Raw genomic sequence first — 24,361 nt, forward strand, 5'->3', positions numbered from 1 at the left:
GGAGCAGGTTATGGCCGGAGAGCGGTCAGGGGCTGACGACGCCGACAGCCCGCTCCCCGGACTCCGCCGCCTCCGGCACCGGCAGTTCGGCCGTCACCCGGAACCCGCCGCGCTCCGCCGGCCCCGCCTCCAGTGAGCCGCCCGCTGCCGCGAGCCGTTCCGTCAGGCCCGTGAGGCCGGTGCCCGTGCGGTCTTCCGGCTCGGCGGGTATGCCGTGGCCGTCGTCGGTGATCCGCAGGCGGACGCGTTCCGCCGAGCCCGCCACATCGATCTCGCAGCGGGACGCGCCGCTGTGCCGTACGGCGTTGGTGACCGATTCCCGTACCACCCAGCCCAGCAGCGCCTCGCTCTCCGCGGTGAGGGGTGGCCCCGACCGGCGTACGACGGGCTCGATCCCGGCGGCGGAGAGTGCCGAGCGGGCCCGGTCCAGTTCGGTGGCCAGGCTGCCCTCGCGGTAGCCGGTGACCGCCTCGCGGATCTCGGTGAGGGCCTGGCGGCCGACCGATTCGATGTCGGAGACCTGTTCCAGCGCCGCGTCCAGGTCGCGCGGGGCGAGCCGGCGGGCCGCCTCCGACTTCACGACGATCACCGAGAGGGTGTGGCCGAGGAGATCGTGCAGATCGCGGGAGAAGCGCAGGCGCTCCCTTTCCACCGCTGTGCGGGCCAGCTCCTCCCGGGTCTCACGGAGTTCCTTGACCGCCTCGGAGAGCGCGAGGATCGCGGCCGTCACCATCGCGGAGATGAACGTCCCGTACGCGACATTGATCGCGCCCCAGCCGTCCCGGAGTCCCGCGACCACTCCGGCCAGTGCGCTCAGCCCGAGGACCACCGGGCCGAGGTACCTGCCGCGCATGATCGAGCCGGTGGCGAGGCCGAGCAGCATGAAGAAGAGCAGCCAGCTGCCGCCGTACGTCACGGCGAGCGCACAGGTCACCGCGCCCAGGGCGACCAGCGCCCAACGGGTGCGGGGAGCCTCCCGTGCCCGCTTGTCGAAGGCCCTGAACACCACATAGATGTAGGGCGAGTTGAAGGTGATGATGCCGATCCCGCCGACCCAGGGGTTGGGGGTCTTGCCCTGGAGCAGGTTGGAGAAGGCGCCCATCCCCATCAGCAGCCACGGCAGGAGGGCGAAGCCGTTCGGCGGCCCCATGTGTTCGGGCCCCCTGGCGGTCCTCTTCGCCACCGTCCGGTCCGCCCTCGCCCTCTTCGTCAGGAAGGCGGCCTTCCACGCGGCGTACTGCTTGCTCATCACCGGCATCGTCACTCCTGTCACGCGGTCCGCGCGGCCCTGCGGTAGGAGGCCACAGCGTACGAGCCGAAGACCACGAGCCAGCCGGTGAGGACGGCGACCGTGGCCGGGTCCGGCGCCGAGCCCTCCGTCACCGCCCAGCCGAGCTCCGCGAAGCGGTTGGCGGGGGTGTACACGGCGACGGAGGCGAGCCACCCGGGGAACAGTTCCAGGGGGAACCAGAGACCGCCGATGACCGAAAGTCCCATCAGGCCGACGGTGTTGGCCACGCCCATCGTCTGGGCGCTCAGCCGGTAGCCGTTGCCGAGCCCGAGCAGGGTGAACGGGAGCGCCCCCGCCCACAGCAGGAGGGTCAGCGCCGCCCACTGCCAGGCCTCCAGCCGTACGCCGTTGACCAGCGCTCCGGCGGCGAGCACCGCGATGATGCCGGGCAGTACGGTCACCGAGCCGCTGACGGCCCGTCCCGTCACCACCCGCGAGGGTGCGAGCGGGGTGACGCGCAGTTGCCGCAGCCAGCCGGTCGACCTGTCGGTGGAGACCCCGATCCCGGCGCTCATGGCGGAACCGAGCGCACCGTACGCCGCCATGCCGACCATGGCGGTGACCTTCCACGGCTCGGAGTCCTCGCCGCCGCCCCCGATGTTCGTGAAGAGCAGATACATCACCACCGGCATACCGATGCCGAAGACCACGAACATCGTGTCGCGCAGCGTGCGCCGCATTTCGAGCTTGATGTACTCCAGCATCAGACCGTCTCGCTCTCGTGTGCGGTGAGCGAGAGGAAGGCGTCCTCCAGGCTCGCGGGGGAGACCTCCAGCCGCCGGATCGCGCCGCGCGCGACCAGGGCCGTGACCGTGGCGTCCGGGTCGTCGGTGCGGAGCCGGGCACGGTCCCCGCGGATCTCGACGGACGTGACGCCGGGCAGCCGGGCGAGTCCCTCCGTACCGTCTCCCGCGAGATCGAAGGCGACCAGACTGCTGCCGCCCGACTGCCTGATGTGCTCACCGCTGCCGTCCGCGACGATCCGGCCCTGGTCGAGCACGACGATGCGGTCGGCGTTCTCGTCGGCCTCCGTCAGGTAGTGCGTCGAGAAGAGCACGGTGTTGCCCCGGGCGGCGTACGAACGCATCGACCCCCAGAACGCCCGGCGGGCCTCGACGTCGAGGGCGGCGGTCGGCTCGTCGAGGACCAGCAGCTCGGGGTTGCCCGCCAGCGCCACGGCGAAGCGCACCCGCTGGGTCTGGCCGCCCGAGAGCTTGTCGACGCGTCGCCCGGCGAACGCGGTCAGCCCGGCCAGCGCCAGCGCCTCGGCGACCGGCATCGGCCGCGGAAAGGTGGAGGCGACGAACGCGATCAGCTCCCGCACGGTGACCCGGGCCACCCCCGACCCGTCCTGGAGCATCGCCCCGACCCGCCCGGCCCGTACCGCCCGCCCGGGGGTGTCACCGAAGAGCCGCACGTGTCCGGCGTCGGGCTCGTTCAGGCCGAGGAGGAGGCCGATGGTGGAGGACTTGCCGGCGCCGTTGCGGCCGAGCAGGGCGACGGTCTCGCCGCGCCGTACGGCGAGGTCGATGCCGTCCACGGCCCGTACGGCGCCGTGGTTCTTGACCGCCCCGTCGAAGCTCACCGCGGGTGCGAAGTCCGGTGTCTGCGTCATGCCGACGACGTTACGGAGGAGGCGACAGCCCCCGGCAGATGCGGATGTACGGACTCGGCGGTGACAAATGTACTGGTCCGACAGCAGCCTGATCTGACGTGACGTCAGCGGTATTCACAACTGCTGGGGCTTGCGTTATACATAGGGCCATCGGCCCTAGAACACGTTCTAGAAGAAGACCGGGCCGGTCCGCACGCGACCTCGGTGCGGCCGACGGTGCGGACGGCCGTGCCGGGGTCTCTCCGCCGGCCAGACCAACCAGCAGGCCAACCAGCAGGACCGACCATCAAGGAGCAGAATTCCCATGCCCATTGATGCCGTGAAGGCGGTCGCCGCCGAACCCCGGACCGCCGAGATCCGCTGGGACCACAAGGACGTCCAGCTCTACCACCTCGGCCTCGGCGCGGGCACCCCCGCCACCGACCCCGACGAACTGCGCTACACCCTGGAGTCCCGGCTCCACGTGCTGCCCACCTTCGCCACCGTCGCGGGCGCGGGAAAGGGCGTGACCGGCGTGGTCTCCCTGCCGGGCATCGACATCGAGCTCGCCGCCCTCCTGCACGGCGCCCAGTCCGTACGCGTGCACCGGCCGATCCCGGTCCGGGGCCGCGCCGTACAGAGCGCCAGGGTCGCGGCCGTGTACGACAAGGGCACCGCGGCCGTCATCGTGCTGCGGACCGAGGCGGCGGACGACGACGGCCCCCTGTGGACCAACGAGGCCCAGATCTTCGTACGCGGCGAAGGCGGCTTCGGCGGCGAACGCGGCCCCTCCACGAAGTCCGCCCTGCCGGCCGTGGCCCCGGACCACACGGTGGAGCGGCACGTCCGCGAGGACCAGGCGCTGCTGTACCGGCTCTGCGGGGACTGGAACCCGCTCCACGCCGACCCGGCCTTCGCCGCGCGGGCCGGCTTCGACCGGCCGATCCTGCACGGGCTGTGCACCTACGGCATGACGCTCAAGGCCGTCACCGACACCGTGCTCGGCGGAGACGTCTCCAGGATTCGCGCCTGCGGCACCCGTTTCGCCGGAGTCGCGTTCCCCGGCGAAACCCTCCGTATCGACATGTGGACCGGAGACGAGGGCGCCCGGGTGGTGGTGAGCGCCGTCGAACGCGGCGGCGCACCGGTCCTCGACAGCACGCTCGTCGAATACTCCTGAACCCACTCCATGAGGGGAGCCGCACCATGCGCGCAGCCGTACTGCACGAGATAGGCCAGGACAAGCTGGAAGTCCTCGACGACGTCGAGGCGGTGGGCTTCGGCCCCGGCACGGTCAGGCTCCGCATCCGGGCCACCGGACTCTGCCACTCCGACGTCTCCGCGATGAGCGGAGTGCTGCCGCAGCCCGCCCCCTTCATCCCCGGACACGAGGGCGCGGGCGAGGTCATCGACGTCGGCGACGGGGTGACCGGACTCGCCCAGGGGGACCGCGTCCTGGTCTGCTGGCTGCCCGCCTGCGGTGCCTGTCCGTCGTGCAGGCGCGGACAGACCCACCTCTGCCTCGCCGGCTTCATGAACGCGGGCACCCCCAACTTCAAGCGCCCCGGCGGTGACGTCTTCGGCTTCGCTGGGACCGGCACCTTCACCGAGGAGGTCGTCGTCGGCGCGGGCTGCGCGGTGCCGATCCCCGACGACGTGCCCTTCGATATCGCCGCGCTGATCGGCTGCGGGGTCACCACCGGGCTCGGCGCCGCCATCAACACCGCGCAGGTGTCGGCCGGTTCGTCGGTCGCCGTGCTCGGCTGCGGAGGCGTCGGCATCTCCACGATCCAGGGCGCTCGGGTCCAGGGCGCCGCCCAGATCGTCGCCGTCGACCCGGTCGCCTCACGGCGTGAGGCGGCGCTGCGGTTCGGTGCGACCGAGGCCGTGTCACCGGACGAACTCGCCGACGCCAGACAGCGGATCACCGGCGGCGAGGGCTTCGACTACGTCTTCGAGGTGGTCGGAAAGTCGGTGACGGCCCGCACGGCGTACGAGAACACCCGGCGGGGCGGCACGCTCTGCGTCGTCGGCGCGGGCGCCATGGACGACACCTTCCAGGTCAACATGTTCGAGCTGTTCTTCGATGAGAAGCGGATTCTGCCCTCCATGTACGGCGGAGGGGACGTGCTCAGGTCCTACGAACGGGCCATCGCCCTGTGGCGTGCGGGCCGCATCGACCTCGAATCGATGATCACCCACCGGGTGCGGCTCGACGGCATCAACGACGCCCTGGACCAGATGAGGACCGGCGAGTCACTGCGTACGTGCATCGAGCTTTGACCTCCCTGACCGATCTGCGAGACCGACCGATCTGCGAGACCGACCGATCTACCGAGAAGGACGCTGAGGACTGCGATGTCACATTCCCTTCCGCTGGAGGGCCTGGCCGCGATCGTCACCGGCGCCGGCCGCGGCCTCGGACGCGCCGAGGCGCTGGAGCTGGCGCGGCTCGGCGCGGCCGTCGTCGTCAACGACTACGGGCAGCCGGGCCGTGACGGCTCCGGCGAGGCGTCGGCCGCGCCCGCCGAGGAGGTCGCCGCGGAGATCCGGGCGGCGGGCGGCCGGGCGGTCGCGCACCTCGGCGACGTCTCCGACCACGAACAGGCCCGCGCACTGGTCGAACTGGCCGTGACCACCTACGGAAAGCTGGACATCCTCGTCAACAACGCGGGCATCCTCCGCGATCGGATGATCTTCTCGATGACCGAGGACGAATGGGACTCCGTCATCCGGGTCCACCTCAAGGGCCACTTCAACACCACACACTTCGCCGCATCCCACTGGCGTGCCCGCTCCAAGGAGGCGGGCTGCCCCGTCCACGGGCGGATCGTCAACACCTCGTCCGAGGCGTTCCTCGCGGGATCGGCCGGTCAGCCGAACTACGCGGCGGCCAAGGGCGGCATCGTCGGCCTCACCACCTCCACGGCCCAGGCGCTGGCCAGATACGGCGTCACCGCCAACGCCATCTGCCCGCGCGCCCGCACCCGGATGACGGAGGACGTCTTCGCCGGCTTCCAGGAACCGGCCGACGGCACGCTCGACGCACTGGCCCCCGAGCACGTCTCCCCACTCGTCGGCTACTTGGCGTCCCCGGCGGCGGACAAGGTCAACGGCCAGCTGTTCGTCGTCCACGGCGGCATGGTCGCCATCGTGGAACGCCCCAGGGTGGCGGCCAGGTTCGACTCGTCGAAGGAGACGTTCACCTTCGGGGAACTGGACGGGCTGATCACTCCGTACTACGAGGGCAGGCCGTCGGGCGAGACCTTCGCGGCGGTGGAAGTCCTCGGGCTGAAGAGGGAGTAGAGCGGAACGGGGGAGGGCCGCCACAGCCGTTGCGCTGTGGCGGCCCTCCCTTGTTTCCTGCCGGATTTTCCGTTGTGCAGCGCGGACTCAGACCGCTCTGCCACCCCCTTCGGAGGGGCGGCGGTGGCGGCCGTGCGGTTGCGCGGCCGTGCTCTCCATCGACGCACCCCCTCGGTGCCTTCCGGAGCCGCCGGCTTCGGCCCGTTGCGCTTCCGCCCTCGGCGGACGCGTCTGGGTCGTGTCGGTTCGGGCTTCAGACATGTGGGAAGTTCACCCCGTTGTGATCGCTTACTTGTGTGTCACAAGCCCTGCATCCGCCATCCGACGCGGTCACCGTCGGTGTCCGCGCGGTCATACAGCTGCGTGGCCCAGCCAGAATTTAACCAGGCGCCATGCGCCCCAGAAGAGGCGCCTGCCCCAGCGGAACCGGCTTACACACTCCAGGAAGCGCGGGGGCCGCGGACGGTTCCGCTCCACTTCCGGCCGGGTGCGCGGGTGCGGCCCGGCCGCACTCCTCCTCGTCCGCCGGAGCCTCCACCAGCGCCACCGCGCACGGGGTCGCTCCGTTCGCGTACGGGAGGTGCAGGACGCCGTCCCTGCTCCAGAAACCGGAACCGGCCTGCCACCCCTCGGGCGCCGCGAGCTGATGCAGCCGACGGCCCGCCGGACGCCACACCCCCACCCAACTGCCCGCGGCGCCGTCGATCCGCAGCGCGACCGCGCAGCTCTCGGGCATCAGCATCTGCCCGGGCTGTACGGCGAAGGGCGTCACCGCGACATCGGCGGGGCGCAGGCACTCCGGGAACCGGACCGGCAGCGAACTGCCGAGCACCCCCCAGCCGAGCCGGTCGTGGCCCGGCGCGTCGGAGCGGATGAGCAGCAGCCCGCTGTCCGCGTCGGCCAGCAGCAGCCGGTCGTTGCTCCCCGGCGCGATCTGGAGCAGCGGTGTCACCTCGCCGTTCCGTTCCAGATCGACGGCGACGGCCTTCACCGGACCGCCGCCCGGCAGCCGCCGGTCCAGCGCCAGCAGCCGCCCCGCACGGTCCAGCCACACCCCGCCGGAACAGTGCCCCGGGATCTCGGTGACGTGCTCGGGCCCGAAGGCGCCGCCCGCCACCAGCCAGAGGGCGGTGGAGCGTTCCCCGGCGACCAGGGCGAAGACGCTGCCGCCGTCCGGCGAGGGCGGAAGCAGCGTCAGGCCGGTGCATTCGACGGCGCCCAGCGGGAGTTCACCCGTGCCGGGGCCGGTCGGGTAGAGCAGCGAGAAGGCGTGGCGGCCGGCGACCAGCCGCCGGATGAGGACCCGCCCGTCGGCGAGCGGCACCACGTCGGAGTCCGGCTCCTCGGGCTGGTCCAGCGGGAGGGGTACCGCGTACGGCTCGGGCCCGTCCAGGGTCCACCGCTCCGGATACCAGGCCCGCTCCTCCCCGGGCGCTGCCGCGGCGGCCGTGAGCCGGGCCGCGTACGAGCCGTCCGCGGTGATCGTGAACGGCGGCGCCGCGGCGAGGCGGGCCGGTACGGGCGGATGGGCCGGTACGGGCGGCACGGCCACGCCGGGCCCGGTCGCGTCACCCGTGACGGCGGCTTCTGGCTCTCCGGCCTCGTCGGCGTCCTCGGGCGGGGGCTCCACCGTGGCGGCGGCCCCGGCGGTCTCACCCTCGATGGCACAGGCAGTCATGCACTCATCACCTCCGGCAACCGAAGCTAGTTTTCGCACTTCCTGCCGAACAACGCCACAACGCGCGCTTCACACATAAGGGTGGCGATGTCCGTATTCGCCTGAGCGTCAGGGGGTGGCTGTGCTGGGGGCGAGAGGCGCGGCTAAGGTAAGGCATTCCTAAGCAATGCCTGTGTGACCCACAACTGGAGCAAGTGATGTCCCTTCGACGCCGCGGCACCGCCGCAGTCGGTCTGGCAGTGGCTGCCGCCCTTTCCCTCTCCGCCTGCGGGAGCGGCGACGGCACGTCCGGCGACTCGGCCGGGACCGAGGCGGGCGGCGACAAGAAGGCCGCAGTAGCGGTGGGCGGCGAGGACTTCGGGGACGCGGCGAAGAAGACGGCGGAGTACGGCACCGACGCGAAGGCCGGGACGTTCCCCCGTACCGTCACCCACGCCATGGGCACCACGGAACTCAAGTCCGCTCCCAAGCGGGTCGTCGTCCTGGACGTCGGCGAGTTCGACAACGTGGTGTCGCTGGGTGTGAAGCCCGTCGGCTTCGCGCCCTCCGAAGGCGACGCGGCCATTCCCTCGTACCTGAAGAAGGACGCGGGCGACCCCAAGAACGTCGGCACGATCAACAACCTCAACCTGGAGGCCATCGCGGGCCTCAAGCCGGACCTGATCCTCGGCAGCCAGCTGCGCGCCGCGGACAAGTACGACGAGCTCTCCAAGATCGCGCCGACCGTGTTCTCCATCCGCCCGGGCTTCACCTGGAAGGAGAACTACCTCCTCAACGCCGCGGCGCTGGACAGGACCGCCAAGGCGAAGTCCGAGCTGGCCGCCTACGAGGCGAAGGCGAAGAAGCTGGGCGAGGACATTGGCCCGGACAAGCCGACGATCTCCATGGTCCGCTACCTGCCGGACAAGATCCGCCTCTACGCCAAGGCGTCCTTCATCGGCACGATCCTTGAGGACACCGGTCTCCCCCGGCCCAAGAACCAGCAGATCAACGACCTCGCCGCCGAGATCAGCCCCGAGAGGATCGACGAGGCCGACGCCGACTGGATCTTCACCGGCGTCTACGGCGACGTGAAGGCCACCAAGCGCGACACCGCCCAGGCCAACCCGCTGTGGAAGAACCTGAAGGCGGTCAAGGAAGGCCGGGCCAAGGACGTCTCCGACGAGACCTGGTACCTCGGCCTCGGGGTCACCTCCGCCGACCTGGTCCTCGACGACCTGCGCGCCGACCTCGTGAAGTAACGATTCGTGACTGGCTGTCCGTCCGCCTTCGCGGGTACGAGCAGCCATGGCCGACGGGGCACGGACGGAAGGTAGCCTTTCCTCCGTGCCCCGTCTGTCTGAAGTCATCGCCGAGCTCGACGCCCTCTGGCCCCCCGAGCGGGCCGAAGGATGGGACGCGGTCGGCACCGTCTGCGGCGACCCGGACGCCCACGTCGACCGGGTCCTGTTCGCGGTGGACCCCGTCGAGGCCATCGCCGACGAGGCCCTGACCCTCGGTGCCCAGCTGATCGTCACCCACCACCCGCTCTATCTGCGCGGTACGACGACGGTCGCGGCCACCACCTTCAAGGGCCGGGTCGTCCACCGCCTCATCAGCCACGGCGTCGCGCTGCACGTCGCGCACACCAACGCCGACACCGCCGACCCCGGTGTCTCCGACGCCCTCGCCGGCGCACTCGGTCTGCGCGTCACCGGACCCCTCGTACCGGACCCGGCCGACCCCAAGGGGCACCGCGGGCTCGGCCGGATCTGCGAGCTGGACCACCCCGAGACCCTCCGCGAGTTCGCCGCACGGGCCGCCGCCCGGCTGCCCGCCACCGCGCAGGGCATCCGGCTCGCGGGTGACCCGGACGCCCTCGTCCGCACCGTCGCCGTGAGCGGCGGATCCGGCGACAGCCTCTTCGACGCCGTACGCGCCGCAGGCGTCGACGCGTTCCTCACCGCGGACCTGCGCCACCACCCGGCCTCCGAGGCCGTCCAGCACTCGCCGCTCGGCCTGGTCGACGCCGCACACTGGGCCACCGAATGGCCCTGGTGCGAGCAGGCCGCCGCACAGCTCGACGCGATTTCCGACCGCCACGGATGGGACCTGCGGGTCCATGTCTCGAAGCAGGTCACCGACCCCTGGACCACCCACCACTCTTCTGGAGCCCCCAACTGAACGCCGCGCCCGCCGACCAGATCCGACTCCTCGAAGTCCAGGCCCTCGACGTACGCCTGTCGCAGGCGTCCCACAAGGCCAGGTCGCTGCCCGAGCACGCCGAGATCGACGCGCTCAACCACGACCTCGCCCAGCTGCGCGACCTGCTGGTCGCCTCCCAGACCGAGGAGAGCGACACCACCCGCGAGCAGACCAAGGCGGAGCAGGACGTCGACCAGGTGCGCCAGCGCGCCGTCCGCGACCAGCAGCGGCTCGACTCCGGTGCCGTCACCTCGCCCAAGGACCTGGAGAGCCTCCAGCGCGAGCTGGTGTCGCTGGCCAAGCGCCAGGGCGACCTGGAGGACGTCGTCCTCGAGATCATGGAGCGGCGCGAAGGCGCGCAGGAGCGGGTCACCGAGCTGACCGCACGGGTCGCCTCCCTGCAGGCCAAGCTCGACGACGCCCTCACCCGCCGCGACGCGGCGATCGCCGAGCTGGACGCCGAGGCCGCGACCCTCACCAAGGACCGCGAGGTCGTCGCCGGCGCCGTACCCGCCGACCTCCTCAAGCTGTACGACAAGCTGCGCGCCCAGCAGGGCGGCGTCGGCGCGGCGCGCCTGTACCAGCGGCGCTGCGAGGGCTGCCGTCTGGAGCTGAACATCACCGAGGTCAACGATGTGAAGGCGGCGTCCCCGGACACCGTGCTGCGCTGCGAGAACTGCCACCGCATCCTCGTCCGCACCTCGGAGTCGGGCCTGTAATGCCCGCTTCCCACCAGCTGGTCGTCGAGGCCGACGGCGGCTCCCGGGGAAACCCGGGGCCCGCCGGTTACGGCGCCGTCGTCATCGATCCGGAGACGGGCGAGCCGCTCGCCGAGGCGGCGGAGTACATCGGCGTCGCGACGAACAACGTGGCCGAGTACAAGGGCCTCATCGCCGGCCTCAAGGCCGCGAAGGCGCTGTTCCCCTCCGACGCGTCCCTGCGGGTACACGTCCGGATGGACTCCAAGCTGGTGGTCGAGCAGATGTCGGGCCGCTGGAAGATCAAGCACCCCGACATGAAGCCGCTGGCGGCGGAGGCCGCCCGGATCCTTCCCGCCGCCGCCGTCACCTACGAGTGGATTCCGCGCGCCGAGAACAAGCACGCGGACCGGCTCGCCAACGAGGCGATGGACGCGGGCAAGCGGGGCAAGCAGTGGGAGCCCTCGTCCTCGACGGCCGCCCTGGACGCGTCGCCCCGCGCGGTCCCGCCGGCCCTCCCGCCCGTCACCGGCCCGCCCGGCGACGCCGCGGCCGGCGCGGCGCGGGCCCGTGCGGCCATGGCCTCCCGTACGACGGCCGCCCCCTCCACCGCTCCGCAGACCGGCTGGGGGGCCGCGCCCGACCTGGGCGCGCCCACCACGTTCGTCCTGCTGCGGCACGGGGAAACCGTCCTCACCCCCGAGAAGCGGTTCTCCGGCAGCGGCGGCACCGACCCGGAACTCTCGGCCGTCGGCCGGGGCCAGGCGGACCACGCCGCACGGGCCTTCGCCGACCGGGGCACCATCCAGGACGTCGTCAGCTCACCGCTGCGCCGCTGTCGCGAGACGGCGGCCGCGGTGGCCGGGCGCCTCGGTCTCGACGTCCGCGTCGACGACGGCCTGCGCGAGACGGACTTCGGTGCCTGGGAGGGCCTGACGTTCGCCGAGGTACGTGAGCGGTACGGCTCCGACCTGGACGCCTGGCTTGCCTCACCCGATGTCGCCCCCACGGGCGGCGGCGAGAGCTTCACCGAGGTGGCCGACCGCGTCTCGGCCGCGCGGGACCGCCTCGTCGCCCGCCACCAGGGCCGCACCGTCCTCCTGGTCACCCACGTCACCCCGATCAAGACCCTGGTCAGGCTGGCCCTGGGCGCCCCGCCGGAGTCCCTGTTCCGCATGGAGCTCTCTGCGGCGTCCGTCTCGGCCGTGGCCTACTACGCGGACGGCAACGCCTCCGTACGGCTGCTGAACGACACCTCGCACCTGCGGTAGCGGTGACCTGGCCGACGGAACCGCTGGGCTTCGCCGCGGGCCTGCTGATCTCCGTGGTGACCGCCCCGGTGGGGGTGTCGGGTGCGGTGTTCCTGCTGCCGGTCCAGGTCAGCGTGCTCGGTGTGCCGAGTCCCGCGGTGACCCCGACCAACCTGCTGTACAACGTGGTGGCCGGCCCCGGGGCGCTCCTGCGCCACCACCGGGCCGGCCGGCTGCGCGGCCCGCTGACCCGGCTGCTCGTCCTCGGCACGGTGCCCGGGGTGGTCGTGGGAGCGCTGATCCGGGTCTTCGCCGTGCCCGGCCCGGCCGTCTTCCGCCTCTTCATCGCCGTACTCCTGCTGCCCCTGGGCGCCTGGCTGTGCGCCCGCACCCTGCGCCCCGCGCCCCGCGCCGCGGCGGCCGGACCCTCGCCCCGCACCACGACCGCGCTCGCGCTGGCCGTCGGCGTCGCCGGGGGCATCTACGGGATCGGCGGGGGCTCCCTGCTCGGTCCGATCCTGGTCGGACGCGGGGTCCCGGTGGCGAAGGTCGCCCCGGCGGCCCTCGCCGCCACGTTCGTGACCTCCGTCGTGGGCGCGGCCACGTACGCGCTGCTGTCCCTGACGACGACCGCGGCCGTCGCACCCGACTGGACCCTGGGGCTGGCCTGCGGACTCGGCGGACTCTGCGGCGGCTACCTCGGCGCCCGCCTCCAGCCCCGGCTGCCCGAAACCGCGCTCAAGCTGATGCTCGGCACCCTGGCCCTCGCCATCGGCGCGCTGTACGCGGTCCAGGCCGTGCGCTGAACGTCAGCCGCGCAACGCCGACGCCTCGCGCGCCAGCCGCTCTACCCGGGCCCAGTCCTTCGCCGCCACCGCGTCGCCCGGAACCATCCAGCTGCCGCCCACGCAGCCGACGTTCGGCAGGGCCAGATACGTCGGCGCCGAGGCGAGCGAGATGCCTCCGGTGGGGCAGAACCTGGCCTGGGGGAGCGGGGCGGAGAGCGCCTTGAGATAGGCGGTACCGCCCGCCGCCTCGGCCGGGAAGAACTTCATCTCGGTCACTCCGCGCTCCAGCAGCGCGACCACCTCGGAGGTCGTGGAGACGCCCGGCAGGAACGGCACACCCGACGCCTTCATCGCGTCGAGCAGGAGATCCGTCCAGCCGGGGCTCACCAGGAAACGGGCCCCCGCGCCCACGGTGTCGGTGACGTTCCGTACGGAGATCACCGTGCCCGCGCCCACCACCGCGTCCGGCACCTCCGCCGCGATCGCCCGTATCGCGTCGAGCGCCGCCGCGGTCCGCAGTGTCACCTCGATCGCCGGAAGCCCGCCCGCGACCAGGGCCCGTGCCAGCGGCACCGCGTCGGCCGCGTCCTCCAGGACGACGACGGGGACGACGGGTGCGAGATCCAGGACGGAGGGCGCGGCAACGGGCACAGGAGAGGTCATGGCCTCATCCTGCCGCGCCGCCACACTCCACGCAACGAGCGTTGCGCATGGTGCAACGTCAGTGGATCTCCGTCACCACCACGTCGAGCGCCCACGCCCGTCCGGCCCGCTCCGGGGCCTTGGCCTCCACCACGAATCCGAGCTGCCGCAGCACGTCCACCAGCTCGGCGGGATCCTTCGGCCGGGCCCCGGCCATGAGGAGTTCGCGCACCATCCGGCCCTTGGTCGCCTTGTTGAAGTGGCTGACCACGGACCGCTTCTCGACCCCGTTCACCGTCTGCGACTGCAGGACACGCACGCTCGCGGTGCGCTCGGCGACCGCACCCTTCGGCTTCCACGCGGCGGTATAGGCCGAGGACCGCAGATCCAGGACGAGCCCGTCCCCGGCGGCCTCCGGCATGACCTCCGCCATGGGCTCGCGCCAGTACGCCCCGAGCGCGCCGAGACCGGGCAGCTTCACGCCCATCGAGCAGCGGTACGAAGGAATCCGGTCGCCCACCCGTACCGCGCCCCAGAGCCCGGAGAAGACGAGCAGCGACCTGTTGGCCAGCCGACGGGCCGCCGTGTCCAGCGAGGCCAGGTCCAGCGCGTCGTACAGCACGCCGGTGTAGATCTCCCCGGCCGGCCGGGTCCCCGCGGTGCGGAGCTCGGCGTTCTTCGCGATCTCACCGCGCAGCCCTTCGCTCAGCCCGAGCACGTCGCGGGCCTTCTCCTCGTCCGCCATGCACAGCCCGACGAGCTCGTCGAGGATCGCCTCCCGCGCGGCGGCCAGACCCGGCAGGGAAAGGGACTCCGCCTTCAGGGGCGCACCACGCCCCGAGGCGGCCTTTCCTTCGGAGGGCGGCAACAGCACGAGCACGGCGACTCCTTCATACGCAGACGGGCCTTGCAAGGGTACGGGCTCCGGGTGGGGCGCCCGGTTCGCCCACCTGGGCGGTGGACCCGTCCGGCGCTTGAGGACGGACCCCTCACCCCGGACCGGGATGCCCCCCACCCGCCCCCGCCCTACGCTCGGGACATGCCCCGCCGCCATATCCACGTGACCGGCCCAGCGGACACCCCCCTGCGGGCAGCCCTCCGCGCCCTGCGCGCCGAGCTGAAGCTGCCCGACGCCGGTGAGGGACCCGGCGCCGGTGAGGGCCCCGGCCCGGACTCCGGCTCCGGCCCCGCCCCGGACGCGTTCCCGCCCGCCGCACTCGCCGAGGCGGAACAAGCCGCCCGTTCCCCGGACCTCTCGGCCCACGAGGACGCGACGGAGCTGCCGTTCTTCACCATCGACCCGCCCACCTCCAGGGACCTGGACCAGGCGATGCACCTGGAGCGGCGCCCGAACGGCTTCCGGGTGCGGTACGCGATCGCCGACGTCGCCGCCTTCGTCCGGCCCGGCGGGGCCCTGGACGCCGAGGCCCACCGCAGGGTGATGACGCTCTACTTCCCCGACGGCAGGGTGCCGCTGCACCCGCCCCTGCTCTCGGAGGGCGCCGCCAGCCTGCTCCCCGGCGAGACCAGACCGGCCGTGCTCTGGCAGATCGACCTCGACGAGGAGGGCCGCGCGGTCACCACGGACGTGCGCCGCGCCCTCGTACGCAGCCGGGCCAAGCTCGACTACGAAGGGGTCCAGCGACGGATCGACGCGGGCACGGCCGAAGAACCCCTGGCCCTGCTCCGGGACATCGGGAGGCTCCGGGAGGCGCAGGAGACCGCCCGCGGCGGCATCTCGCTGAACGTGCCCGAACAGGAGATCGTCGAGCGCGACTCCACGTACGGACTCGAATACCGCGTGCCCCTGCCCGCCGACGGCTGGAACGCCCAGATGTCCCTGCTCACCGGCATGGCCGCGGCCCGGCTGATGGCGGACGCGGGCACCGGCATCCTGCGTACGCTGCCCGTCGCACCGGACGGCGCCGTCGCCCTGCTGAGGCGCTCCGCGCAGGCCCTGCACATCGACTGGCCGCACCATGTCCCGTACGCGCAACTGATCCGTTCGCTCGACCCGGAGAAGAGCAGCCACGCGGCGTTCCTCCAGGAGTGCACCACGCTGCTGCGCGGGGCCGGGTACACGGTCTTCGACCACGGCGAACTGCCCACCCCCGCCGTGCACGCAGCCGTCGCCGACCTCTACACGCACTGCACGGCCCCGCTGCGCCGGCTCGTCGACCGGTACGCGGCTGAGCTCTGCCTCGCGGCGGTCGCGGGACGCGAGCCACCGCAGTGGGTACGGGAGGCGCTTCCCGCCCTGCCCAAGGAGATGGCCGCCGGCGCGCGCCGCGCCAACACGGTGGAGCGCGAATCCGTCGACCTGGTGGAAGCGGCACTGCTCAAGGACCGGGTGGGCGAGGTCTTCGACGGATACGTGGTCGACGTCAAGGACCCCGGATCGGCCGTCGGAACCGTCCACATCGAGGACCCGGCGATCGTCGCCAGGATCGAGGGCACCGCCGCCGGGCTCCCGCTGGGGGAGCGGCTGCGGGTACGGCTCATGCAGGCGGAGCCGGGTTCGGCGAAGGTGCTGTTCGCACCCGCGTGAGAGCGGCGACCGCGGCCGGCGGGCCGTCGGAGTGCAAGCGGTGGTCTGGCTGCCCACCGCCCGACCGGCGAACACTGCTGGCCACCCGCTCACCGTCTCCGGTACGGCCGGATCGTCGACCAGCGGGCGCGGCGCCGCGTACATCTCGCTGCCGACTCCTGTGGCATCGAGCGGCTCCGGATGGGCCACCGTCCTCCGGCGAGTTCGCACGGTCCTGTGCCACGATCGGGGGGAGAACTCCCATCTCACGGACGGCGGGCCCACCGATGTCCCCATCTGGCGAGCGACCGAGGAAGGGGCGTGACATGAGTGCCATGCCGCACGAACCGCTCACGCAGGCGGACGTCCTGCTGGAGGGCTTCCTGGCGCTGGATACGCCGGAGGGCTTCCGGGCCGAGCTGATCGAGGGGGAGATCGTCGTGACGCCGCCGCCGGACGGGGACCACGAGGACTACATCAGTCCGATCTTGAAGCAGGTCATCAGGCTCGGCCGCACCGACATGGACTTCTCGGGGAACAAGGGGCTGAAACTCAGGAGCGGCGGAGGCTGCCCCAAGAATCACGTCATCCCCGACGGCACCTTCGCCCCCGCCGATCTGCGTCTGTACCGGGGAGCGGAGCCCTGGATGCCGTGCGAGGGCGTGGCGCTCGTCGTGGAGGTCACCTCGTCCAAGCCCCGGGCCGACCGCACGGACAAGCGTCACTGCTACGCGCGCGGCCCGATCCCCCTCTATCTCCTCGTCGACCGTGAGGAGTCCTCGCTGACCCTGTTCAGCGACCCCGAGGGGGACGACTACCGCCAGCACTGCACGGTTCCGTTCGGTAAGGCGCTCGCTCTTCCCGCTCCCTTCTCCTTCGATCTGGAGTCCGCGGCGTTCGTCTGAGCGCCCCGTCCGGTGGCCCCGGGCCCGGCGGGTAGCATGGTCGGCACGGCAGACGAGCCGGGCGGACGGCCGCGTGGGGATCTTCGGATCCTCCCGAGGAACGTCCGGGCTCCACAGGGCAGGGTGGTGGCTAACGGCCACCCGAGGTGACTCGCGGGACAGTGCCACAGAAAACAGACCGCCCGGGACCTCGGTCCCGGGTAAGGGTGAAACGGTGGTGTAAGAGACCACCAGCGCCTGAGGTGACTCAGGCGGCTAGGTAAACCCCACCCGGAGCAAGGTCAAGAGGGGCCGTCGCACGACGGCTCTGCGTGAACGTTCGAGGGCTGCCCGCCCGAGTTCACGGGTAGACCGCAGGAGGCCGGTAGCAATGCCGGTCCTAGATGGATGGCCGTCTCCCCGGCCGCCGCGAGGCGACCGGGTGACAGAACCCGGCGTACAGCCCGACTCGTCTGCCGCCACTCGCGGTTCTACCGGAAAGGGCCTCCGACCCGTGTCGGAGGCCCTTTCCGCGCTCCGTGGGTCAGGGAGCGATCGCCATGTCGAAGATGTGGACGTTGGCGTTCGCGGGCAGGACCACGAACTCCACCGTCTTCGCCGGGTCCAGCGGGACCGAGTGCGCGAAGACGCTGTACTTCACGGTGGCGTTGCCGTAGCCGTCCGGACGGTTGCGGCCGTCGGTCGACCTGACCAGGGTGGCGCCGTGCGCGGTGACCGGGTCGAAGGACCAGTTGGGGAAGCCGAACGAGCCGGTGCCGGTCGTGCCGTCGGTGTAGTACACGGTCGCGCTGCCCGTCGCGGCGCTCGTGACGCCCGAGCCGAGGAACACCAGCTTGCTGCCCTTGCCGCTGAGCGTGATGGCCTGTCCGGAGCTCGCCACGTTGTCCTTCGTGCCGGCCGGTACGTCCGGCCAGGTCAGGGTGGCGCCGAGGGCGTCGACGGTCGCTCCCGGGGTCAGGCCGACCGCGGCGAGCTTCTGTGCCGAGAAGCTGTTGCCCCCTCCGTCGTAGTCCCCGGCCGTCGTGGCGGACTCGTCGGTGATCGCCACGTTGTTGTACGCGGCCGCGAGGTCGGCCTGCGGCGAGCCGCTGCGCTCCGAGCGGGTGCCGGTGGCCGTGCCCCGGCCGTCCCCGCCCGTGTACGTGGCGGTCGCCGTGAACGTACGGATCACGAAACCGTCCCGCTTCTCCGGGACCTGGATGCGGAAGGCCGTCGTGGCCGAGGCGCCGGTGGACAGGGAGCCGTCCACGCTGCGCAGTGACGGCTGGACCGCCCATCCGGCGGGTCCGGCGAACGTGACCTTCAGCGAGCGCAGGCGCTGGGGGCCCGTGTTCCTGACCGTGACGTCGACCGTCGAGATCGCCGGACCGTCGAGGTCGACGGGGGAGATGGTCACCTCGGTCCTCGCCTCGGACGCCGTCGGTGCGGCCGGCACGGCCGGTGCGGCGGTGGCCGCCTGGGCGGGGACCAGCATGACCGCCGCCACGGCCAGGGCTCCGAGCGGGTTCATCAGTCGGGTGGATCTCATGGTCTGCTCCTTCGACGGGGACGCGTCAGTGGGTTTCCGCTAGGCGACGGGGGGCATGTCCGTCTCGCGCGAGTCCAGGCCCGTGCGCAGGTTGACCCAGGAGCCCCGGGTGAAGTCGGGTATGGCGACCGGACGGCCCTTGTCCGCGAGCGACTTGACGCTGAGGGGTACGGGGGAGCACCAGACGGCCGAGTCGTACACGTCGATGTCGGGGACCAGCCCGGCCCGCATCAGCTGGATCGTGCGCCACTGCAGGACGTAGTCCATGCCGCCATGACCGCCGTTGTTCGCGGCGTCGTCACCGATCTTCTTCCACAGCCAGTGGTCGAACTCCTTGCGGTACGTGTCGAAGTCGCGCCAGGCGTGTCCGCCGTGGTCCGGCTCCACGTAGACGCGTCCGCCGGTCGTCGAGGTGCCGGCGTAGTCCTCGAAGATGCCGCGGCTGCCGGCGAGGGTGTTGATCCGGCTGTACGGGCGGGGCGAGCTGACATCGTGCTCGGCCCGGATGGTCCTGCCGTTCGCCGTCTCGATCGCGCAGCTGATCAGGTCACCGTTGATGTACGTCTCGTTCCACGACGGGTGCGACTTGGGGACGAAGCGCTCGCGGTAGTCGGCGAGGCCCTTCGGCGCCGTGGCGGTGGCCTTCAGCGTGGTCATCCGGTCGCCCCGGTTGATGTCCATCGCCGCCGCGATCGGGGCCAGGCCGTGCATGGCGTAGAAGGACGCGGTGGAACGGGTGTGCCAGAGCCTGCGCCAGGAGTCGGTGTAGTACGTGTTCGAGAAGAGCAGGTCGCGCAGGTCGTGCAGATAGCCGCCGTGGCCGTTGGTGATGTCGCCGAACAGGCCCTCGTGGGCCATCTTCAGCATGGCCAGCTCGTTGCGGCCGTAGTTGCAGTTCTCGGCGAGCATCAGGTTCCTGCGGGTGCGCTCGGAGGTGTTCACGAGGTCCCACAGCTCGTCCAGCTCGGTGGCGATGGGGAGTTCGACGATCACGTGCTTGCCGGCCAGGAGCGCGGCCTTGCCCTGCTCGTAGTGGAACTCCCAGGGCGTCGCTATGTATACGAGGTCGATGTCGTCGCGTTCCAGCATCTTCGCGTACGAGTCGGCGGAGCCGCCGAACTCCGCCGGGCGCGACTTGCCCTTGGCCACCAGCTGGTCGGCTGTGCGCTTCACGCGGTCGGCGCGGATGTCGCACACCGCGGCCACGGTGCAGCCGGGGACGACGGACCAGCCCGTCGTCATCCCGGAGCCCCGGTTGCCGAGTCCGATCACACCGACGCGGACGGTCGCGTACGGCTCGAACGGCACATTGATCATGGACTTCTGGCCCGGTGCGCGGCGCGGCACGGCGGCGTCCGCCAAGCTGGAGGCGCCGGCCGGTGCCGCCGAGGCGCCGGTGGCCGAGCCGATCCCGACGGCGAGCGCGCCCGTGGCCAGCGTCCCTCCCAGGACCAAGCGGCGTGAGACTGCGGGGATTTCAGACATGGCGACAACGCTCCTTGTCATGTGACCGGCATCACTGGCGGCAATGACTCTCGCCGGAATGTCAGCCGCATGTCAATAGCTGCTCGCAGTGGCCCTGTTGCGAGCAAAATCAAACATCCGGTGCGGGCGGGGCGGTCGACGGGGGGAAGGGGGCCGCGCACCTGGGAAGACGGGTGCGAGAGCGTGTCGAGAGGGCGTGCTCCCAGGCTGGGCCGGTGAATCACCCAGCGGGTTCCGGTTCCGGGTTTCCCCGGCGCGGGACGTCTTCGGGTTCTGGGTGACATGTCCCCATCAGGCACGGTGCTCCCGCTCCTCCCGCTCCTCCCGCTCCTCCAGCGCTTCCAGCACTCCCCGCTCCTCCGGCGCTTCCAGCACTCCCGGTACCTCCCGCACTTCCCGTACTCCGCACGGCAGGCACTGCGCGCGACCCGATGCCGCGACGGGGCGGCAACACGCGCAGCCGGGACCACCGCACGGCCCACTCTCCGTTCTCCGACAGGAGTCTCCCCATGGCATCGACCGAGCGACCAGGGCGGCGCAGACCCGCCGCCCTGGTCACTGGCACGGCGCTCGCGCTGTGCGCATCCCTTCTCGGACTCGCGCAACCCGCTGCCGCCCAGGACCCGGACGGCCGCAAACCGATCGGCACGGTCCGGCCAGGACCGGCGGACACGCCCGCCGACGACCCTTCGGCGATTCCGCAGCGGGACCGCGCCAAGGTCATCGGCAAGGAATGGAAGACCTCGGGCGACCGCGCGTGGACCACCACCAGTGACGCGGAGGGCTTCCACCTCCTGGTCGCCGACGCCAAGTCGGGCTACGCCTGGCGCACCGCGGCCTCGCTCAGCGAGCCCGGTTTCGACACCGACATGTGGATCGGCAACGCCTGTGTGACCGGCTCGGGTCGGCGGGCCGTCGTCGTGTACGGTCCGCGGACCTTCACGAACAAGGGCGAACTGTTCACCCGGGGCGGGTTCTCCGCCGTCGTGGACCTCACCACCGGCGCGGTGCGCAAGCTGCCGGTCCAGACCTCCCTCGCGTACTACAACCCGGGCTGTGGCAGCGGCGAGAGTGCCGCGCTCACCCAGGGCGGCGTCGAGGACAAGAAGCAGACCCGGCTGATCCGGCTGGACGCCGCGACCGGCAAGCTCGCCAAGCCCGTCGCGCTCGCCGGACAGGTCACCTCCGCGATCCCGCTCAAGGAAGGCGGCTTCGCGGCCGCCGACGCCGCCCGCGTCGTACGGATCACGGACAAGGGCGCGCGGTCCACGCTCGCGCGGACCGGCAGGATTCCGCTGCGCCTCACCCAGGACGCCGACGGCGCCGTCGTCTTCATGGACCGGGGCAAGGACGGCAAGGCGAAGGTCTCCCGGGTCGCCGCGGGGGAGAAGAAGGCACGCACCCTCGCCTCCGGCACGTGGGGCGGACTCGGTCTCGTACGGGGCGGACAGGGCCGCAGCTTCATCACCGGTTCCGCGGACTCCGTCTCCGCCGATCTCCCCGAAACCGTCGAGCGGCTGACGGGCACGCCCAAGGACGCGCGGGTCTCCACCCGCGGTGCGGCCGTGGTCGCGGGCACCGTGTGGGCGGACGGCAAGGACGCCCGCGCCGTCGAGCCCGACCGGGCCGGCAACCGGGCGGTCGCGGTGGGACTCACCGTACGCACGACGGGCAAGAAGGCCTCGTTCACCGTCGAACCGGGCGCCAGGACCTCCAAGTTCGAGGCGCAGAGCCGGGCCCTGTCGCCCGCCATCGGCGCCCCGGCCCCCAGCAGGCTGTCGGCCGCCGCCTCCGGTTCCCCCAGTGATCCGGTGGAGGCCGAGCGCTACTGTTCGGTGCCGCGCAACGACCCCCACAACCAGGCCATGCAGCCCAAGCCCCGGCAGGTGGAATGGGCGGTCGACCAGGCCATCATGGGCACCCTGAACAACCACATCAGCCGCCCGGCGGGCTGGAAGAACCTCGGCATGCCCGCGTACCAGCCGCAGACGCTCTTCCCCAAGCGGACGCTGGCCGGCGGCGGGCACGTGCCCGCGCAGGTGATGCTCGGCATCACCGCGCAGGAGTCCAACATGTGGCAGACCTCCCGCGTCGCGGTGCCCGGTGTCACCGGCAATCCGCTGATCGGGAACTTCTACGGCCGTGACATCTACAACAGCAACGAGGCCGACGACTGGGACATCAACTGGGCCGACGCGGACTGCGGTTACGGCGTCACCCAGATCACCGACGGCATGCGTCTCGCCGGCCGCGAGAAGCCCGGCGAGACGGCCTACGCGTACAACACCCAGCGTGCGATCGCCCTGGACTACACCGTGAACGTGGCGGTCGGTGTGCAGAAGCTCAGCGACAAGTGGAACGAGGTCGCCGCCGCCGGGATGCAGGTCAACAACGGTGACTGGTCCAAGCTGGAGAACTGGTACTTCGCCATCTGGGCCTACAACTCCGGTTTCCACCCCAACGTCGGTTGCTGCGAGCCCTGGGGCGTGGGCTGGCTGAACAACCCGGCCAACCCGGACTACGTGGCCGACCGGCCGTCCTTCATGGACTGGAGCTACGCCGACGCCGCGCACCCGCAGGACTGGCCGTACACCGAGAAGGTCCTCGGCTTCGCGGGTCACCCGCCGGAGCTGATGGAGTCGCCGGGCACCCTGGTCGCCGGCTTCCGGGCGGCGTGGTGGAACGGTGACGCGACCACCGGGCCGATGAACCGCACCCGGGTCAAGGCGCCCGAGGACACCTTCTGCACCGCGGCCAACTGGTGCGACCCCAGCAAGATCAACAACACCAACGGCAACGACGCCAGCGGTCCGTGCACGCACAAGGACGCCTCGGGCACCCTGGACTTCAAGTGCTGGTGGACCTCCGACGTCACCTGGAAGTCGGACTGCAGTTACAGCTGCGGCAACGAGCTCGTACGGTTCGACTCGACGTACGCGGAACAGGCCGACGGCAACCCGTACAAGCCCAACTGCAGCCGCTCGGCGACTGCTTCGGGCAATGCCCTGCCCTCGAACGCGCTCGTCGTGGACAACACCACCCATGCGTCGGCGAGACCCGCCGACTGCGCTTCCCGAGTGGCCACCACCGGTAGCTTCACGTTCAATTTCTCCTCCGACAGCAGTGGGAACCACACCTCCAAGGTGGACCTCCACCAGCTGGGCGCCGGGTTCAACGGCCACTTCTACTTCGGCCACAGCCGCACCTCCTCCGACTCCAAGCTGGAGTTCGACGGGACCTGGAGCCTGGGCGCCTCGCGCACGGACTGGCAGCGGGTGCTGGTCCATTTGCCCGACCACGGCGCACACACCCAGCAGGCCAAGTACGAGATCGACACCGGCAGCGGCTCGTTCACCAAGACGCGCTACATCAACCAGAAGCGGTTCGCCAACAACTGGGTCTCGCTCGGCGTCTACAAGATGAGCGGCGTTCCCCGGGTCCGGCTCACCACCCAGACCGACGACGGTGTCGGCGAGGACGACGTGGCCTTCGACGCGGTGGCCTTCCAGCCCCTGCCGGGCAAGCCCAAGCACATCGTCGCCGTCCTCGGTGACTCGTACACCTCGGGCGAGGGCGCCGGCAGCTACCTGCCGGAGAGCGACAACGACCACGGGACCGAGCGCTGGAACGCCTGCCGCCGCAGCAACAACGCCTGGGGCCGCAAGATCACCCTGCCGAACACGTCGGGTTCGCTGGGTGCCCTGTCCGACGGCTGGAGCAACGATGCCGAACTGGGCTTCGTGGCCTGCTCCGGCGCCATGACCCACAACGTCTGGGACGCGTCCTGGGGCAGCAACTGGCAGTCGTACAAGGAGGGCCAGTTCCACGAGCAGGCCCAGGCGCGGTCCGGGGTGCTCACCGCCGACACCACGCTCGTCATGCTCACACTCGGCGGCAACGACGGCGGCGGGTTCGCCGGCGCCATGACCGAGTGCTCGGATCTGGGCAACTGCGCGAACGACGACAACTTCCTGCCCAAGTACAAGGGCAAGGTCGACACCATGATCCCGAATCTCAGGACCACGCTCTCGGACATCAGATACAAGGCTCCGAACGCCCAGATCGTCCTGATGGGATATCCGGAACTGCTCAGCCGTACCGTGAAGTGCACGGGCTCCTGGTACATCGACGGAACGGAGGCGGACGCGCTCGCCGAGCTCGTCAACTACGCCGACGGCAAGCAGGAGACGCTCGTCAACGACCTGAAGTCGAGCGGCATGAAGATCGACTACGCCAACCCGGTCAGCGCCTTCATCGGACACGCGGGCTGCGACGACCCGGAGTGGATCAACAAGATAGTCATCGGCCCCAACGGCGACGGTGACTTCCACAAGGACGACGAAGCCAGCCCCTTCTGCACCTGGTCGTGGCTGGGCGGCGACTGCCTCAGCCGCGAGTCGTTCCACCCGAAGTCGGCCGGCACCACCGGCTACGCGGGCGTGATGCAGACCCGGCTCGGCCAGATCGGGTATCAAGGGTCCTGAC

The 24,361-nt window shown here is 71.3% G+C and carries 19 protein-coding genes and 1 other RNA gene; 12 read left to right on the plus strand and 8 right to left on the minus strand.

Annotated features, from left to right (window positions below; all coding sequences use genetic code 11):
- Positions 1 to 25: 25 nt before the first annotated feature.
- Genes AC07FA_RS03185 through AC07FA_RS03195 form a run of 3 tightly spaced genes read right to left on the minus strand, consistent with a single transcriptional unit; the run spans position 26 to position 2,906 of the window.
- Positions 26 to 1,249 carry a sensor histidine kinase gene (locus AC07FA_RS03185; protein WP_479072935.1) on the minus strand — a complete coding sequence of 408 codons (1,224 nt, stop codon included), beginning with the start codon at positions 1,247 to 1,249 and terminating at the stop codon, positions 26 to 28.
- Between the two features lie 20 nt (positions 1,250 to 1,269).
- Positions 1,270 to 1,995, minus strand: coding sequence for an ABC transporter permease (locus AC07FA_RS03190; protein ID WP_479072936.1), 726 nt, complete (start codon positions 1,993 to 1,995; stop codon positions 1,270 to 1,272).
- Positions 1,995 to 2,906, minus strand: coding sequence for an ABC transporter ATP-binding protein (locus AC07FA_RS03195; RefSeq protein ID WP_479072937.1), 912 nt, complete (start codon positions 2,904 to 2,906; stop codon positions 1,995 to 1,997). Before AC07FA_RS03195 ends, AC07FA_RS03190 begins: the two co-directional genes overlap by 1 nt.
- A 304-nt stretch (positions 2,907 to 3,210) precedes the next feature.
- On the opposite strand from AC07FA_RS03195, the gene AC07FA_RS03200 reads away from it, so the two are divergent.
- The 3 genes from AC07FA_RS03200 (at position 3,211) to AC07FA_RS03210 (ending at position 6,191) form a co-directional block, all read left to right on the plus strand.
- The gene (locus tag AC07FA_RS03200) at positions 3,211 to 4,065 is read left to right on the plus strand and encodes a MaoC/PaaZ C-terminal domain-containing protein (RefSeq protein WP_479072938.1); all 855 of its coding nucleotides are present in this window, start codon (positions 3,211 to 3,213) and stop codon (positions 4,063 to 4,065) included.
- A 26-nt stretch (positions 4,066 to 4,091) separates the two neighbouring features.
- Positions 4,092 to 5,168, plus strand: coding sequence for a Zn-dependent alcohol dehydrogenase (locus tag AC07FA_RS03205; RefSeq protein WP_479072939.1), 1,077 nt, complete (start codon positions 4,092 to 4,094; stop codon positions 5,166 to 5,168).
- 75 nt (positions 5,169 to 5,243) lie between these two features.
- Positions 5,244 to 6,191 (plus strand): 3-oxoacyl-ACP reductase, encoded by a 948-nt coding sequence (locus AC07FA_RS03210; protein ID WP_479072940.1) that lies wholly within the window; start codon positions 5,244 to 5,246, stop codon positions 6,189 to 6,191.
- Positions 6,192 to 6,570: 379 nt separating this feature from the next.
- On the opposite strand, the gene AC07FA_RS03215 is transcribed toward AC07FA_RS03210, so the two are convergent.
- Positions 6,571 to 7,869, minus strand: a complete 1,299-nt coding sequence (locus AC07FA_RS03215; RefSeq protein ID WP_479072941.1) for a hypothetical protein — start codon at positions 7,867 to 7,869, stop codon at positions 6,571 to 6,573.
- 197 nt (positions 7,870 to 8,066) lie between these two features.
- On the opposite strand from AC07FA_RS03215, the gene AC07FA_RS03220 reads away from it, so the two are divergent.
- The 5 genes from AC07FA_RS03220 (at position 8,067) to AC07FA_RS03240 (ending at position 12,807) form a co-directional block, all read left to right on the plus strand.
- Positions 8,067 to 9,110, plus strand: a complete 1,044-nt coding sequence (locus AC07FA_RS03220) for an ABC transporter substrate-binding protein (RefSeq protein WP_479072942.1) — start codon at positions 8,067 to 8,069, stop codon at positions 9,108 to 9,110.
- An 85-nt stretch (positions 9,111 to 9,195) separates the two neighbouring features.
- On the plus strand, positions 9,196 to 10,032 hold the full coding sequence (locus tag AC07FA_RS03225) for a Nif3-like dinuclear metal center hexameric protein (protein WP_479072943.1): 837 nt from the start codon (positions 9,196 to 9,198) through the stop codon (positions 10,030 to 10,032).
- Positions 10,029 to 10,772: a zinc ribbon domain-containing protein gene (locus AC07FA_RS03230; protein WP_479073431.1), complete on the plus strand. Its 744-nt coding sequence runs from the start codon at positions 10,029 to 10,031 to the stop codon at positions 10,770 to 10,772. Before AC07FA_RS03225 ends, AC07FA_RS03230 begins: the two co-directional genes overlap by 4 nt.
- Positions 10,772 to 12,022 carry a bifunctional RNase H/acid phosphatase gene (locus tag AC07FA_RS03235; RefSeq protein ID WP_479072944.1) on the plus strand — a complete coding sequence of 417 codons (1,251 nt, stop codon included), beginning with the start codon at positions 10,772 to 10,774 and terminating at the stop codon, positions 12,020 to 12,022. Before AC07FA_RS03230 ends, AC07FA_RS03235 begins: the two co-directional genes overlap by 1 nt.
- Positions 12,023 to 12,024: 2 nt before the next feature.
- A complete protein-coding gene (locus AC07FA_RS03240; protein ID WP_479072945.1) occupies positions 12,025 to 12,807 on the plus strand; it encodes a sulfite exporter TauE/SafE family protein in 783 nt (260 codons plus the stop codon).
- Between the two features lie 3 nt (positions 12,808 to 12,810).
- On the opposite strand, the gene eda is transcribed toward AC07FA_RS03240, so the two are convergent.
- Together eda and yaaA are read right to left on the minus strand one after the other, a co-directional pair.
- Positions 12,811 to 13,452: a bifunctional 4-hydroxy-2-oxoglutarate aldolase/2-dehydro-3-deoxy-phosphogluconate aldolase gene (gene eda / locus AC07FA_RS03245; protein WP_479072946.1), complete on the minus strand. Its 642-nt coding sequence runs from the start codon at positions 13,450 to 13,452 to the stop codon at positions 12,811 to 12,813.
- A 58-nt stretch (positions 13,453 to 13,510) separates the two neighbouring features.
- Entirely contained in the window at positions 13,511 to 14,311 is an 801-nt protein-coding gene (yaaA, locus tag AC07FA_RS03250; RefSeq protein ID WP_479072947.1) for a peroxide stress protein YaaA, read from the minus strand.
- Between the two features lie 159 nt (positions 14,312 to 14,470).
- Between yaaA and AC07FA_RS03255 the strand changes: the two genes are divergently transcribed.
- From AC07FA_RS03255 to rnpB, 3 genes are all read left to right on the plus strand, one after another.
- Positions 14,471 to 15,979, plus strand: a complete 1,509-nt coding sequence (locus AC07FA_RS03255) for an RNB domain-containing ribonuclease (RefSeq protein ID WP_479072948.1) — start codon at positions 14,471 to 14,473, stop codon at positions 15,977 to 15,979.
- Between the two features lie 314 nt (positions 15,980 to 16,293).
- A complete protein-coding gene (locus tag AC07FA_RS03260) occupies positions 16,294 to 16,863 on the plus strand; it encodes a Uma2 family endonuclease (RefSeq protein ID WP_479073432.1) in 570 nt (189 codons plus the stop codon).
- Between the two features lie 53 nt (positions 16,864 to 16,916).
- An RNA gene (gene rnpB, locus AC07FA_RS03265) (RNase P RNA component class A) lies at positions 16,917 to 17,318 on the plus strand.
- Positions 17,319 to 17,386: 68 nt separating this feature from the next.
- On the opposite strand, the gene AC07FA_RS03270 is transcribed toward rnpB, so the two are convergent.
- On the minus strand, positions 17,387 to 18,391 hold the full coding sequence (locus tag AC07FA_RS03270; protein WP_479072949.1) for an NEW3 domain-containing protein: 1,005 nt from the start codon (positions 18,389 to 18,391) through the stop codon (positions 17,387 to 17,389).
- Between the two features lie 39 nt (positions 18,392 to 18,430).
- Positions 18,431 to 19,876, minus strand: coding sequence for a Gfo/Idh/MocA family protein (locus tag AC07FA_RS03275; protein WP_479072950.1), 1,446 nt, complete (start codon positions 19,874 to 19,876; stop codon positions 18,431 to 18,433).
- Between the two features lie 509 nt (positions 19,877 to 20,385).
- Here AC07FA_RS03275 and AC07FA_RS03280 point away from each other — a divergent pair.
- Entirely contained in the window at positions 20,386 to 24,360 is a 3,975-nt protein-coding gene (locus AC07FA_RS03280) for a golvesin C-terminal-like domain-containing protein (protein ID WP_479072951.1), read from the plus strand.
- The last annotated feature ends 1 nt before the right edge of the window (position 24,361 follow it).

The organism is Streptomyces sp. NPDC045968, assembly GCF_056430475.1.

What these genes read in the sequence shown, in the direction of transcription:
- AC07FA_RS03185 (WP_479072935.1), bottom strand. Translation starts at nt 1,249, where the DNA reads ATGAGCAAGCAGTACGCCGCGTGGAAGGCCGCCTTCCTGACGAAGAGG.
- AC07FA_RS03190 (WP_479072936.1), bottom strand. Translation starts at nt 1,995, where the DNA reads ATGCTGGAGTACATCAAGCTCGAAATGCGGCGCACGCTGCGCGACACG.
- AC07FA_RS03195 (WP_479072937.1), bottom strand. Translation starts at nt 2,906, where the DNA reads ATGACGCAGACACCGGACTTCGCACCCGCGGTGAGCTTCGACGGGGCG.
- AC07FA_RS03200 (WP_479072938.1), top strand. Translation starts at nt 3,211, where the DNA reads ATGCCCATTGATGCCGTGAAGGCGGTCGCCGCCGAACCCCGGACCGCC.
- AC07FA_RS03205 (WP_479072939.1), top strand. Translation starts at nt 4,092, where the DNA reads ATGCGCGCAGCCGTACTGCACGAGATAGGCCAGGACAAGCTGGAAGTC.
- AC07FA_RS03210 (WP_479072940.1), top strand. Translation starts at nt 5,244, where the DNA reads ATGTCACATTCCCTTCCGCTGGAGGGCCTGGCCGCGATCGTCACCGGC.
- AC07FA_RS03215 (WP_479072941.1), bottom strand. Translation starts at nt 7,869, where the DNA reads ATGACTGCCTGTGCCATCGAGGGTGAGACCGCCGGGGCCGCCGCCACG.
- AC07FA_RS03220 (WP_479072942.1), top strand. Translation starts at nt 8,067, where the DNA reads ATGTCCCTTCGACGCCGCGGCACCGCCGCAGTCGGTCTGGCAGTGGCT.
- AC07FA_RS03235 (WP_479072944.1), top strand. Translation starts at nt 10,772, where the DNA reads ATGCCCGCTTCCCACCAGCTGGTCGTCGAGGCCGACGGCGGCTCCCGG.
- eda (WP_479072946.1), bottom strand. Translation starts at nt 13,452, where the DNA reads ATGACCTCTCCTGTGCCCGTTGCCGCGCCCTCCGTCCTGGATCTCGCA.
- AC07FA_RS03255 (WP_479072948.1), top strand. Translation starts at nt 14,471, where the DNA reads ATGCCCCGCCGCCATATCCACGTGACCGGCCCAGCGGACACCCCCCTG.
- AC07FA_RS03260 (WP_479073432.1), top strand. Translation starts at nt 16,294, where the DNA reads ATGCCGCACGAACCGCTCACGCAGGCGGACGTCCTGCTGGAGGGCTTC.
- AC07FA_RS03270 (WP_479072949.1), bottom strand. Translation starts at nt 18,391, where the DNA reads ATGAGATCCACCCGACTGATGAACCCGCTCGGAGCCCTGGCCGTGGCG.
- AC07FA_RS03275 (WP_479072950.1), bottom strand. Translation starts at nt 19,876, where the DNA reads ATGTCTGAAATCCCCGCAGTCTCACGCCGCTTGGTCCTGGGAGGGACG.
- AC07FA_RS03280 (WP_479072951.1), top strand. Translation starts at nt 20,386, where the DNA reads ATGGCATCGACCGAGCGACCAGGGCGGCGCAGACCCGCCGCCCTGGTC.